Source organism: Ornithinicoccus halotolerans (genome assembly GCF_009602535.1).
Lineage (GTDB): Bacteria > Actinomycetota > Actinomycetes > Actinomycetales > Dermatophilaceae > Ornithinicoccus > Ornithinicoccus halotolerans.
On the sequence record NZ_WIQI01000084.1, the window covers coordinates 1 to 12,431 of the forward strand.

The 12,431-nt window shown below is 72.6% G+C and carries 14 protein-coding genes and 1 tRNA gene; 10 read left to right on the plus strand and 5 right to left on the minus strand.

Annotated features, from left to right (window positions below; all coding sequences use genetic code 11):
* The 3 genes from GFJ45_RS16410 to GFJ45_RS12455 all read left to right on the plus strand — a co-directional run.
* On the plus strand, positions 1 to 773 hold a 773-nt coding region (locus GFJ45_RS16410), incomplete at its 5' end, for a hypothetical protein (RefSeq protein ID WP_228386959.1).
* A 73-nt stretch (positions 774 to 846) separates the two neighbouring features.
* Positions 847 to 2,214: a hemolysin family protein gene (locus GFJ45_RS12450; protein ID WP_153397688.1), complete on the plus strand. Its 1,368-nt coding sequence runs from the start codon at positions 847 to 849 to the stop codon at positions 2,212 to 2,214.
* Positions 2,207 to 3,256, plus strand: a complete 1,050-nt coding sequence (locus GFJ45_RS12455; protein ID WP_153397690.1) for a hemolysin family protein — start codon at positions 2,207 to 2,209, stop codon at positions 3,254 to 3,256. The genes GFJ45_RS12450 and GFJ45_RS12455 overlap by 8 nt, the downstream gene beginning before the upstream one ends.
* Before the next feature lie 29 nt (positions 3,257 to 3,285).
* Here the strand turns inward: GFJ45_RS12455 and GFJ45_RS12460 are convergent, their stop codons facing one another.
* The gene (locus GFJ45_RS12460) at positions 3,286 to 4,158 is read right to left on the minus strand and encodes a formate/nitrite transporter family protein (protein WP_153397692.1); all 873 of its coding nucleotides are present in this window, start codon (positions 4,156 to 4,158) and stop codon (positions 3,286 to 3,288) included.
* 251 nt (positions 4,159 to 4,409) lie between these two features.
* Here GFJ45_RS12460 and GFJ45_RS12465 point away from each other — a divergent pair, with 251 nt between their 5' ends.
* Both GFJ45_RS12465 and GFJ45_RS12470 read left to right on the plus strand, forming a co-directional pair.
* Complete coding sequence (locus GFJ45_RS12465; protein WP_153397694.1) at positions 4,410 to 4,850, plus strand: universal stress protein; 441 nt, start codon at positions 4,410 to 4,412, stop codon at positions 4,848 to 4,850.
* A complete protein-coding gene (locus tag GFJ45_RS12470) occupies positions 4,850 to 6,493 on the plus strand; it encodes a sodium:solute symporter (protein WP_153397696.1) in 1,644 nt (547 codons plus the stop codon). The genes GFJ45_RS12465 and GFJ45_RS12470 overlap by 1 nt, the downstream gene beginning before the upstream one ends.
* Before the next feature lie 6 nt (positions 6,494 to 6,499).
* Here GFJ45_RS12470 and GFJ45_RS12475 read toward each other — a convergent pair whose 3' ends face one another.
* The 3 genes from GFJ45_RS12475 to GFJ45_RS12485 form a co-directional block, all read right to left on the minus strand.
* A complete protein-coding gene (locus tag GFJ45_RS12475) occupies positions 6,500 to 6,832 on the minus strand; it encodes a hypothetical protein (protein ID WP_153397698.1) in 333 nt (110 codons plus the stop codon).
* A 34-nt stretch (positions 6,833 to 6,866) separates the two neighbouring features.
* Positions 6,867 to 6,953: transfer RNA gene (locus GFJ45_RS12480), tRNA-Leu, on the minus strand.
* 48 nt (positions 6,954 to 7,001) lie between these two features.
* Complete coding sequence (locus GFJ45_RS12485; protein WP_153397700.1) at positions 7,002 to 8,414, minus strand: DNA polymerase IV; 1,413 nt, start codon at positions 8,412 to 8,414, stop codon at positions 7,002 to 7,004.
* Between the two features lie 131 nt (positions 8,415 to 8,545).
* On the opposite strand from GFJ45_RS12485, the gene GFJ45_RS12490 reads away from it, so the two are divergent.
* The 5 genes from GFJ45_RS12490 to GFJ45_RS12510 are packed head-to-tail and all read left to right on the plus strand — an operon-like array spanning position 8,546 to position 11,611.
* Positions 8,546 to 9,343, plus strand: a complete 798-nt coding sequence (locus GFJ45_RS12490) for a sigma-70 family RNA polymerase sigma factor (protein ID WP_194288653.1) — start codon at positions 8,546 to 8,548, stop codon at positions 9,341 to 9,343.
* A 29-nt stretch (positions 9,344 to 9,372) separates the two neighbouring features.
* Positions 9,373 to 10,143, plus strand: coding sequence for a HipA family kinase (locus GFJ45_RS12495; protein ID WP_153397704.1), 771 nt, complete (start codon positions 9,373 to 9,375; stop codon positions 10,141 to 10,143).
* Entirely contained in the window at positions 10,140 to 10,538 is a 399-nt protein-coding gene (locus tag GFJ45_RS12500; protein WP_153397706.1) for a DUF3037 domain-containing protein, read from the plus strand. Before GFJ45_RS12495 ends, GFJ45_RS12500 begins: the two co-directional genes overlap by 4 nt.
* 33 nt (positions 10,539 to 10,571) lie before the next feature.
* Positions 10,572 to 11,084 (plus strand): YbhB/YbcL family Raf kinase inhibitor-like protein, encoded by a 513-nt coding sequence (locus GFJ45_RS12505; protein WP_153397708.1) that lies wholly within the window; start codon positions 10,572 to 10,574, stop codon positions 11,082 to 11,084.
* Positions 11,081 to 11,611, plus strand: a complete 531-nt coding sequence (locus GFJ45_RS12510; protein ID WP_153397710.1) for a YbaK/EbsC family protein — start codon at positions 11,081 to 11,083, stop codon at positions 11,609 to 11,611. Before GFJ45_RS12505 ends, GFJ45_RS12510 begins: the two co-directional genes overlap by 4 nt.
* Before the next feature lie 9 nt (positions 11,612 to 11,620).
* Here GFJ45_RS12510 and GFJ45_RS12515 read toward each other — a convergent pair whose 3' ends face one another.
* A complete protein-coding gene (locus GFJ45_RS12515; protein WP_153397713.1) occupies positions 11,621 to 12,430 on the minus strand; it encodes a TrmH family RNA methyltransferase in 810 nt (269 codons plus the stop codon).
* Between the last annotated feature and the right edge of the window lies 1 nt (position 12,431).

The window sequence follows — 12,431 nt, forward strand, 5'->3', positions numbered from 1 at the left end:
CGGACCTCTGGGAGCGCAAGTCCACCGACCTCAGTCTCCGCGCCCGGCGCGCGCTGCCCGACGTGCTGCGGGCGTTCACCCAGTTCGTGCACCGGCGCCAGGACATCCCCGCCGCCCTGACGCGGGAGACGCTGGAGGCCATCGACAACCGGGCGCCCGCCCTGCTGCGGAACCTGGAGCGCGACGCCGGCCAGCCCACTGTCGCCGACCTGGTCTCGGAGCGACTCCGGCTCGAGGCAGAGCGGGTGGAGCTGGTGCGGGACCTGCTGGAGCAGCAGCTCGGCAGCGCCGACGCCGTGGCCCGGCTCGACGACGTCCCGCTCCCCGATGAGGCCTTCGACTGGTCGGTCGTGCCGGCGGACCTGCCACCGCGGGTGACGCTGCTGCTCGACATGGCCGAACCCGTGGCGCTCGACATCGCCGGGGTCGAGCTGCGCACCGTGCTGCGCCGCCTGGTCGCCAAGCTCGCCGTGACCGCCCCCGAGCTGCTGGCGGCCGGCCCCCGAGAGGACCGGCAGGCGGCGGCGCTGCTGTGGGTGGCCGCCTCCATGAACGGGCTGCTGGGCCCCCGTGCCGGCACGACCGTCGCCGAGATGCTGGCCGCGTTCGGGCTGACCGGCACGGTGGCAGACCGCGGCCGGGCCATCCTTCGCGCGCTCGGCTGGGAGGACCTGCCGGACGCCCAGTACCGACTGATCCACCCCGACCTGCTCATCAGCGAGCGCCGCCGGGACCTGGTGCAGCTGCGGGAGTTCTACCTGGGTGAGGGATGACGCTCGCGCGCAGCAGACCCCCGAGCGACCATAGGCTGAGCCCCATGTCCTGGCCAGGTGCGTGCCCGCCCCGATGACCGAATGGGTCCTTCTCCTTGTTGTCGCCCTCCTCATCGGCGCCAACGCACTCTTCGTCGCCGCAGAGTTCTCCCTTGTCACGGTGGACCGCGCCAGCGTCGAGCGCCGTGCCGAGGGTGGCGACGGCCGTGCCCGCAGCCTGCTCGCCGCACGGCAGCGCCTGTCCACCCAGCTGAGCGGTGCCCAGCTGGGCATCACCATCACCTCGCTCGTCGTCGGCTACATCGCCGAACCGTCCATCGCCACACTGCTGCGCGGGCCCATCGGCCTCGCCGGGCTGAGTGACGCCGCCACCGGGGCCACGGCGTTCGCGGTCGCGTTCGCCCTCGCCACGGGGGCCCAGATGGTGTTCGGCGAGCTGGTGCCCAAGAACTGGGCCATCGCGGAGCCGATGCGGGTGGGGCGGGCCGTCGCCGGGTGGCAGCGCGCCTTCACCACCGCGAGCAAGCCGCTGCTCCTGGTGCTGAACGGCTCGGCCAACGCCATCGTGCGGGCCGTCGGCATCGAGCCCGCCGAGGAGCTGGCCTCGGCGCGAAGCCCACACGAGCTGGCCTCCCTCACGGCCCGATCGGCCGCGCACGGGTCGCTCGAGCCCGGCGCCGCCGAGCTGTTCACCCGGTCGGTGGAGTTCGGGGACCGCCGCGCCGCCGATGCCATGACCCCCCGCCCCCGGGTGCAGTTCGTGCACTGCCAGACCCCCGTGCGGGACGTGCTCGAGCTGTCCGGCTCGACCGGGCTGGCCCGGTTCCCCGTGTACGCCGACGACGTCGACGACGTGGTGGGGGTGGTGCACTTCAAGCACGCCCTCGGCGTGTCGCCGGAGGAGCGCGGGCACCGCACCGTGGCCGAGATCGTGCACGACCTGCCGGCCGTCCCGTCGAGCATGGAGCTCGACCCGCTGCTGCGGCTGCTGCGCCGCTCCGGCACCCAGATGGCGCTGGTCGTCGACGAGTACGGCGGCACCGACGGCATCGTCACCCTGGAAGACCTGGTCGAGGAGATCGTGGGCGAGATCCTCGACGAGCAGGACCGCCCGCTGGGCCGGTACCGCTCGCTCGGAGACGGTCGCTGGTCACTGTCCGGGTTGCTGCGGCCGGACGAGGTCGAGGACCTCATCGGGCTGCGGCTGCCGGCGGCAGCCGAGAGCGACACGCTGGGCGGCCTGCTCACCGAGCACCTCGGGCGGCTGCCGGCCGTCGCCGATGCCGTCACCATGCCGGCCGAGGACCTCAGGAACCTCGACGGGGACGGCGTACCCGCCGCGGCCCGCGTCTCGATGGAGGTGACCCGGCTGGACGGTCGGCGGGTCGACCACATCCACCTGCGGCAGGAGACCGTGCCGGAGGAGGATGGCGATGAGTGACCTCACCGCGGTGGCCGTGGCCCTCCTGCTGCTGGCCGGCAACGCCTTCTTCGTCGGAGCGGAGTTCGCGCTGGTCTCCTCGCGCCGAACCCAGATCGAGCCCCGGGCGCGATCTGGTTCCACCGCTGCCCGGCTGACGCTGCGGGGCATGGAGCGGGTCTCGCTGATGATGGCCGGCGCCCAGCTCGGCATCACCATGTGCTCGCTCGGCCTCGGCGCCGTCGGGGAGCCCGCGGTCGCCCATCTGCTCGGGCCGGTCCTGGAAGCGGCGGGCCTGCCGTCGGCGCTGCAGCACACGGTGGCCTTCGTGGTCGCGATGGCCATCGTGGTCACCCTGCACATGGTGCTCGGCGAGATGGTTCCCAAGAACATCGCCATCGCCGGACCGGATCGCGCCGCGCTCCTGCTCGGTCCGCCGCTGTACGTCATCGTCATCGCCCTCAAGCCAGTCATCTGGCTGCTCAACGCCCTCGCGAACGCGGTCCTGCGGCTGCTCCGCGTGGAGCCGCAGGAGGAGGTGGCCTCGACGTTCTCCGCCGACGAGGTCGCCGCCTTCGTCGAGGAGTCCCGGCGCGAGGGACTGCTGGACGAGTACGAGCACGAGCTCCTCACCGGCGCGCTCGACTTCACCGGCGCGCAGGTCGGGGACGTGCTGCTCGGTACCGCCGACCTCGTGACCGTCCCAGCGGAGGTGACCGTGGCCGAGCTGGAGGACCTCTGCGCGGAGACCGGTCACTCCCGCTTCCCGGTGGCGGGCGGCACGACAGAGCTGGTCGGCTACCTCCACCTCAAGGACCTGCTGGACACCCCGGCCCAGCGGCGGTCCCAGCCGGTGCGCGCGCAGTGGATCCGCCCCCTCGCCACCGTGGTCGCCGACCAGCCGCTGCGCGCAGCGCTGCGGACCATGCAGGCCCGAGGCGCCCACATGGCTCGGGTCGTCGACCGCGACACCGGTCGAGTCGTCGGCGTCGCCGCCCTCGAGGACGTGCTCGAGGAGCTGGTCGGCGAGGTCGTGGACGAGGCGGCCGAGCACGACGGGTGAACCATCGGCCTGGCCCGAGTCGCCGTGCGTCACGGCCTCCGACTGGGCTCGCCGTCGTTCTTGCTGGGCCCCGGCGCCTCGTCCATCTCGCTCGCCCGCAGCATCCGCATGGCGGTCACGAACACCAGCCCGCCGAGCAGGTTGAGCGGGATGACATACCAGAGCCACTGCACCCATGCCAGGTAGCTGACATGCCCCTCGGCCTGGATCGCTCCGAAGATGAAGAAGGAGTCGAGCACGGAGTGGAACAGGCCCAGTCCGGCCAGCAGGAAGCCGGCGATCATGGACGCGAAGACCCGCACCCCGTCGGAGTCGGTCCCTTGGTGCATCCGGGTGAGGACGGTGATCACCAGGCCGCCGAGCAGGGAGAGCGCCACCGCCCGCAGATCCAGGGGTGCCTCGACGAAGTGCTGGGCGATCTCCGTCAACAACGGTCCGAACTCGGGGAACGCGCTGGTGATCATGTACATGCTCACCCAGCCGCCGGCGAGGTTGGTGACGAACGTGACCCCCCAGAGGCGTAGCAGGTCCGTGACGGTTCCCCGCTTGGCGAACACCGCCATCACGGGGATCAGGAAGTCCTCGGTGAAGAGCTCGCTGTGGGCCAGCAGCAGCGCCACGAGGCCAATGCCGAACGCGAGCCCGGCGAGCAGCTCACTGCCGGTCGCGGTGCGCACCGCCAGGTAGGCGAGGATGCCCAGGCCGATCTCGAGTCCGCCGAAGAAACCGGTCGCGAGCAGGGACCGCCACCCGCGGTGGAGGCGCTCGGCGCCCTCCCCCACCGCGTCGCGGAACTCATCTGCGATCTCGTCCTCGACCTCCACCGACTCCGGCTCGACATCAGGCGGCGGCTGGTCCGGCGACGCCGGCTCCTCGGCAGGCGGTGGGGGGTTCGCGGGCATGCTGCTGGACGCTACAACCGCAGCGACCCGACCGCCTGTCCAACGGGCGACGCTACGGCCGGTCGCCCTGTCTTCCCGGGGCACTGGCGCTGCGCAGCGCGTCGCGTCGGTGACCGACTCATTCCGGTCGAGCACGCCGGCGACGTCGGCGAGAAGTCACGCTCCGGTGGCCCGGGTCTGCTGAGTGGCGGGTGAGGTGTGACCTGTGCCACCCTGACCCGCGACGAAGCCGTCCAGGGGTAGGAGGGGGCATGGCCCAGTTCCCGCACCGCATACTGTTCGCCGCCGACGGGTCACGTGAGTCAGACCTTGCGTTGCGGTACTGCGTCGACCTTCTCGAGCACACCGCGGCCGACATCCACGTCGTGCACGTGGGCCTCCTCTCCACCTGGACGAACCCCCGCACCCTGGGGCCACAGCAGATGGCGCGACTGCGGTCCGAGGCGGAGGCCGTGCTGCAGCAGGAGGTAGCGAAGTTCACTGCGGCCGGGATCGCTCCGACCGCCACGCACCTGCGGATGGGCCGGGCGACCGACGAGATCTTGCGCCTGCGGGACGAGATCGAGGCCGACCTCATCGTTCTCGGCAGCCGCGGGCTCAACACGTTCAGCCGGGTGCTGCTGGGCAGCGACGCCGAGGGCGTGGTGCGGCACGCCCCCTGCCCGGTCCTCGTGGTGAGGAAGGACCGCTGATGCCATCCACCCAGGTCATGGTCCTGACGCAGTCCACACCCAACTTCGAGGTCGGCACCATCGACCTCGCCGTCATCATCGGCTACCTGCTGCTCAGCCGGATCATTCCGCTGGTTGTCGCGGGCCGGGCCAAGAAGAGCAATACCAAGGAGACGAGCGACACGGAGGACTACTTCCTCGGTGGACGCAACTTCATCTGGCCGTTCGTCGGGCTGTCGCTGGTGGCCACGAACATGTCGGGGGCCACGTTCGTCGGGCTTGCCGGCGGGGCCTACGACCAAGGCATCTCGATCTTCGCCTACGAGTGGATGGCCGCGGTCGTGCTGGCCATCTTCATCTTCTTCATCCTGCCGTTCTACCTGCGCTCCGGGGTGTTCACGCTGCCGGAGTTCCTGGAGAAGCGCTTCGACCGCCGGGCCCGGATGGCGTTCGCGGGCTTCAACCTCTTCGCCAACATGTTCATCGACATGGCCGCGGCGCTGTTCGCGGGCGCGATCGTCATTCGCACCCTCTACCCCGACGTTCCGATCTGGGTGGCGGTGGCCGGTTTGGCCATCCTGGCGGCGATCTACACGGTGATCGGCGGCCTGGGCGCCGTCATGGTCTCCGACAGCATCCAGGCCACGGTCACCATTGTCGGTGGACTCATCGTCTTCATCGCCACGTGGCGGGCCATGCCCTCCTGGGACGCCGTGTACGAGACCGCCGGCGACGAGAAGATGAGTCTGATCCTGCCGCCCGACAACCCCGACCTGCCGTGGCCGGGGCTGATCACCGGCGTCCTCATCATCGGCCTCTACTACTGGACCACCAACCAGCTCGTGGTGCAGCGCACCCTGGGCGCCCGCAGCCTGGACCACGGCCGCTGGGGCGCGCTGCTGGCCGGCTTCATCAAGCTCACGTTCCTGTTCCTGTTCATCCTGCCCGGCGTCATGGCGCTCACCCTCTACCAGGACCTGCCCAGCCCGGACGTGGTGTTCCCCACCCTCGTCTTCGACCTGCTGCCGGTGGGGCTGCGGGGCCTCATCCTCGCGGCCGTCGTCGCAGCCATCACCTCGACCGTCGACTCCATTCTCAACTCCGCCTCGACGATCGTCACGATGGACTTCGTCAAGACGATGCGCCCGCGCACCTCCGACCGTGGGCTGGTGCTCACCGGGCGGATCGCGACCGTCGTGGCCCTCGTCGTCGCCATCGTCTGGGCGCCGTTCATCGCGCAGTTCGACACGCTCTACGCCTACCTGCAGTCCGTGCTGTCCTACCTGGTGCCGCCTGTCGTGGCCGTCTTCCTGATGGGCATCGGCTGGAAGCGGGTCACCGCCACGGCGGCCTTCACGACACTGGTCGTGCTGCAGCCACTGGGCCTGGTCGCCTTCCTCCTCATCGAGGTCCAGGGCCTCGTCGAGCTGCAGTTCCTGTACGCGGCCGGCATCGGCTTCGTCACGGCGCTGCTGATGCTGACGGTCATCAGCGCTGTCGGGACCACACCGGACCTGGAGAAGACGGACGAGCTCACCTGGAAGACGGAGTACTGGCGGGAGGAGAGCCGCGAGCTGCGCACCACGCCCGTGCTCGCGAACTACCGCGTACTGACCGGCGTCATGCTCGCGTCGACGGTCGGGCTGGTGGTGTGGTTCGCCTAGGGCCGGTCAGTCGACTCGGCCGATCTCCTTGCGACGAGCGCCGACGACGGCGAGGTCGACGATGCAACCGAGACCGGCCAGGATGAGCAAGGCCGACACCCAGACCGGCCCCCCGGTGGCAGAACTGACCACGGCCGCCACCGCGCACACCAATGCCAGCAGGCCGACGACGAGGATGTGCACGTTGAGCCGGCGAGCCTCAGCCACCTCGACGGCGCTGGAGGTCGAACCCGGGCGGTCGTCGTCCCTGCCCTGCGAGCCTTGCTCGTCGGGTGCGGAGGTCATGAGGCCATCATCGCGCGGTTGCCGCCGGCGAACAAGGCTGCCGTGCTGCGCCACCGCAGCCACGGCGGGCCCGCGGGTGCGTCCTGCCTGGTGTCCGGAGGGGGACTTGAACCCCCACGCCCTTTACGGGCACTAGCACCTCAAGCTAGCGCGTCTGCCATTCCGCCACCCGGACGAGGGTCATCGCCACACCTCGCGGGGAGGTGGGCAACGGCCCGCAAGCCTAGCACGCTCCGGCTGCCTCTCCGGACTCCGGGAGCCGCCACTCTGGCGGGTCCGCGGGCCGCAGCCGGGGGTCGTCCAGCGCGAAGGACCGGATCGGGCCGGGCGGGGTCAGCGGGCCCTCGAAGCGCACCGTGACCAGCCGCCTGCCGGCGCCCCAGACCCACCCGCGGCCATGCTCGGCGTGCTCGACGTCCTGGCCGGTCCGCCACCCTCCGTCCTGGTGCAGCGTGGTCACGCTCGAGGCCTCCGGCGCCGTCCCGGCGTCCCCGGCACCCACCGCGTCGGGCCACGGGTCGCCGGCGGCCGCTCCCCCGGTCCAGGCGGACTCGGGCAGCCGGACCAGCTCCTCCTGGGCGTGCTGGGCGAGGCCGGACACTCCCACGCCGAGCAGTCGCACCCCCGCCGAGACGTCGACCCCGGCCAGCAGCCGCCGTGCCTCGCGCAGCACCACCTGTGCCTCACCGGTCGCGTACGGAAGCGTCCCGGAGCGCGTCATCGTGGTGAAGTCGTGCAGCCGCACCTTCACGGTCACGGTCCGCCCGAACAGCGCCGCGCGCCCGAGCCGGGCCGCCAGCCGGCCGGCGATCTGCTCCAGCTCGGCCTCGAGCGCCCGCCGGTCGGTCACGTCGGTGGGGAAGGTCTCCTCCGCCGACAGCGACTTGGTCTCCCGCTCCGGTGTGACCGGCCGGTCGTCCCGGGCGCGGGCCAGCTCGTACAGTCCCCGGCCGTGCGCCTGCCCGAAGATCGCCACCAGGTCCTCCAGCGACACCCGGGCCAGGTCCCCGACCGTCTCGACGCCGAAGCTGTGCAGCCGGGCCGCCGTGGCCGGGCCGACCCCGGCGACCGCTCGGGTCGGTAGCGGCTCCAGCACCGCCTGCTCCTGGCCCGGCGGGATGACGGTGATCCCGCCCGGCTTGTGCATCTCGCTGCCGATCTTGGCCATCATCTTGGAGGTCGCGATCCCCAGTGACGCGGTCAGCCCTCCCGTCGCGGCCCGGATCCGCTGCAGCAGCTCCTCGCCCCAGGCCCGCAGCCCCTCGGGACTGTCGTCGACGCCGACGTCGGTCAGGTCCAGGTAGGCCTCGTCGACCGAGACCTGCTGCACCAGCGGGGACGCCTCGTGGAGCAGCTCCATGACGACCGCCGAGCTGGCTCGGTAGGCGTCGTAGCGGCCGTGCAGGAACGCCGTCCCCGGCGGGCACAGCCGCCGCGCCTCGTGGGTGGGCATCGCCGACCGAGCCCCGTAGCGGCGAGCCTCGTAGGAGGCGGTCGACACCACGCCCCGTGCCCCGATGCCGCCGACGACCACCGGACGACCCCGCAGCGAAGGCTTGTCCCGCTGCTCCACCGCCGCGAAAAATGCGTCGAGATCCAGGTGCACCACCCTGGCGCGGGAGCGGACCGGTGCCATATGATCACTGTGGCACAGGGATGACCCGACGCACGCCTCAGCAGTGTGCCGGCCAGGTCTCCCGAGCAGTGGTCCAGCAACGCGCCACCGCCACTGACGACGGACAGTGCGTGGACGAAAGGTTGCCGACCATGACCGGAGCTGTTGCAGGACTCCCCTCGGGCTTCGGGGAGGAGGAGCTGGACTCCGACGCCGCGGCCGAGGAGGTGTTGGCGCGCGCCGCCAGGACCACCGATCCGCAGGAGCGCGAAGAGCTCCTCGCCCAGGTGGTGCTCTACTACCTGCCGCTGGCGCGCAGCCTCGCCGGCCGCTACGCCCACCGTGGTGAAGCCATGGATGACCTGATCCAGGTGGCCCGGCTCGGACTGGTCCACGCCGTCCAGCGGTACCGGCCCGGCGCCTCCGGCAAGGGGTTCGCCGCCTTCGCCGTGCCCACCGTGCTGGGGGAGCTGCGGCGACACTTCCGCGACCACACCTGGGCAGTGCGGCCGCCGCGCCGGCTGCAGGAGCTGCGTCCGGTGGTCGTCGCCGCTCAGGAGCGGCTCACCCAGGAGCTGGGCCGGCTGCCCAACGTCGGAGAGGTAGCGGCCGCGGCCGGCGCCGACCTGAGCGAGACGGTCGAGGCGCTCACCCTGCGCAGCGCCTTCCGGCCCGAGTCCCTGGAGGCGCCCGTCCCCGGGTCGGTGCCGCTGGCCGAGCAGCTGCAGGAGCCTGACCGGCGGCTGTCGGAGCTGGAGGACCAGCTCACCGTGGGCCCGGCGCTGCGCGAGCTCTCGCCGCGGAGCCGCCGGGTGCTGCGGCTGCGCTACCTGGACGAGCTCAGCCAGCGCCGCATCGCCGAACGCATCGGTGTCTCCCAGATGCAGGTCAGCCGCATCCTGGCGCAGGCGTTGCGGCAGGTGCGCACCCGGATGCTGTCGCGCCGCTGAGCACACTCCCGCCCGGGTATGGTGCGGGCGTGCTCCAGCAGGTCACCGCCACCCGCTACGTCCTCCCGCTGCGCGAGGGCGGGTCGCTGCCGGGCGTGGTGGAGGCCGACGACCTGGGCACCTACGTGCTGAAGTTCCGCGGCGCCGGCCAGGGGCTGAAGGTGCTGGTCGCCGAGGTGGTGGTCGGCGAGCTCGCCCGCGGCCTCGGGCTGCCGGTCCCCCGCCTGGTCGAGATGGCGCTGCCGAAGGAGCTGGCCCGCTACGAGGCCGACGAGGAGGTCCAGGACCTGCTGCGGGCCTCGGTGGGCAGCAACCTGGGCGTGGACCTGCTGCCCGGCGCGCTCGGGTACGACGGGTCTCGGCCGGCGGAGCCCGAGCTGGCGGCGGCGGTCGTGTGGCTCGACGCCCTCACCGCCAACCCGGACCGGACCTGGGCCAACCCCAACCTGCTGGTCTGGCACCGGCGCACCTGGCTCATCGACCACGGCGCCGCGCTGTACTTCCACCACGGGTGGCCGCGCCGCCGGCCCGACCCGGAACGGTTCGCCGCGCAGCCCTACCGGGTCGACGACCACGTCCTGGGAGAGCTGGTCGACGCGCCCTCGGTCCGCGCCGCCCACGACCGGCTGGCGCCGCGGGTGCCGCAGCTGTTGCCCACGGTGCTGGCCGCCGTCCCGGATGGCTGGCTGGAGCCGGGCACCGACCTGCCCGACGCGCAGGCGGCCCGGGCCGCCTACCAGGAGCACCTGCTGGCCCGGTTGCACCGGCCGGCCGGCTGGCTGCCAGGAGGCACCGGATGAGCGCGCCACCCCCGCCGATGCCCTACCAGTACGTCGTGCTGCGGCTGGTCCCCCGTGTGGAGCGGGAGGAGTTCCTCAACGTGGGTGTGGTGCTGCACTGCCAGCAGGCCGACTACCTGGCCGCCCGGTGCGAGCTGGACGCCGAGCGGGCGCGGGCCCTGCACCCGGACGTGGACGTGGAGGCGGTCCAGCACGCGCTGGACCGGGTGGGTGAGGTGGCGCGGGGCGAGGGCGCCGGGCCGGCGCGGGGTTCCCGGCCCGGCCAGCGGTTCGGGTGGCTCAGCGCCCCCCGCAGCACCGTGGTCCAGCCCGGGCCGGTGCACTCCGGGCTGACCGGCGACCCCGCCGCTACCCTGGCGCACCTGCTCGACCGGCTGGTCCGCCGCCCGAACTGACGGACCCACCGTTGGCTGGCTATGGTCGGTGGCATGAGCCTGGAACGACCCGAAGCACCCAACCCCTACGACTTCGTCCCGGCCGCTCCAGCCGAGCTGGAGGTCAGCAGCCAGGACTTCGCCGACGGCGCGCCGCTGCCGGACTCCGCCGGCGCCGAGCGTGGCGGCACGCGACCCCACCTGTCCTGGTCCGAGGGCCCCGACGGCACCGCGTGCTACCTGCTGACCTGCATCGACCCGGACGCGCCGGTGGCCGGCGGCTTCCGCCACTGGGCGGCCGTCGTGCCCGGCAGCACCACCACGCTCGCGGCCGGGGCCGAGCCGCCGGAGGGCAGCGTCGAGCTGGTCAACGACTACGGCCAGCATGGCTTCGGCGGTGCGGCGCCACCCCCCGGTGACCGGCCGCACCGGTACATCTTCACCGTCACCGCCCTGGACACCGCCGAGCACGGCATCGACGCCGACACCTCGTTCGCCAAGGCGCAGTTCCTCACCATGGGCAACGTCCTCGCCCGGGGCCAGCGCACCGGCACCTACCAGCTGTGACCGCGCTGGCGTGGCTGCCCGCCACCGAGCGCCCGGACCTGCTGGCTCCCTCCGCCCGTGACGCGCTCGCCGCGTCGCCCGGCCTGGCCAGTCACGTCGAGGTGGCCGAGATCGACCCCGCGGTCGCCGACACCCAGGCCCTCGTCGACAGCAGCGACGTCACCCTCGAGGAGTGCGCGAACTGCATCGTCGTGCTGGGCCGCCGCGGGGAGGCGGAGCGGATCGCGGCCTGCCTGGTGCTGGCCACGACGCGCGCCGACGTCAACCGGACCGTGCGCAAGGCGCTGGACGTGCGTAAGGCCAGCTTCATGCCGATGGAGCGGGCGGTCGCCGAGACCGGGATGGAGTACGGCGGCATCACCGTCCTCGGGCTCCCAGACCACTGGCCGGTGCTGGTGGACGAACGGGTCGTCGAGCAGCCGCAGGTCGTGGTGGGCTCGGGGCTGCGCATCTCGAAGCTGCGGCTGCCTGGCTCCCTGGTCAGCCAGCTGCCGGCCGTCCAGGTGGTGCCGGGCCTGGCGAGCTGAGCCGGTCGCTCAGCTCGCCCTCCCGGGGCCGAGCGCCCAGAACGCCACGGCACCCGCGGCCGCCACGTTCAGCGAGTCCACCTGACCAGCCATGGGGATGCGCACCGTGAGGTCGGCGGCCGCGACGGCGCGCGGGCTGAGCCCGTCGCCTTCGGTCCCCAGCACCACCGCGAGCCGCTCGGGGCGCTCGGCCGCGAGCCGCTGCAGCGGGACGGCGTCGTCGGCGAGGGCCAGCGCCGCGACCGTGAAACCCAGCCGCTGCAGCTCAGCGACACCGCCCGGCCAGTCCGGCAGCCGGGTCCACGGCACCTGGAACACGGTGCCCATCGACACCCGCACCGACCGCCGGTAGAGCGGGTCCGCGCAGCGCGGCGTGACCAGCACCGCGTCGACGCCCAGCCCTGCTGCGGACCGGAACACCGCGCCCACGTTGGTGTGGTCGACCACGTCCTCCAGCACCGCCACCGTGCGGGCAGCGGCGAGCACGTCGGCCAGCGGCCGCTCGGCGGGGCGGTGCATCGAGGCGAGCGCGCCCCGGTGCAGGTGGAACCCGGTCATCGCCCGCACCACCTCCGGGGAGGCCACGTAGACGGGGGCGCCGGCGGCCACCGCTCGCTGCACCAGCGGGGCCAGGTCGGTGAGCCAGCGCGGGGTCAGCAGTAGCGAGCGCATCCGGTGCCGGGCGCCCAGCGCCCGGGAGATCACCTTGGCCGACTCGGCGAGGTAGAGGCCCTCGGCCGGCTCCACCACCCGCCGCAGCGCCACGTCGGTCAGCGACAGGTAGTCGCGCACCCGCGGGTCCTCCGGCGACTCCACCACG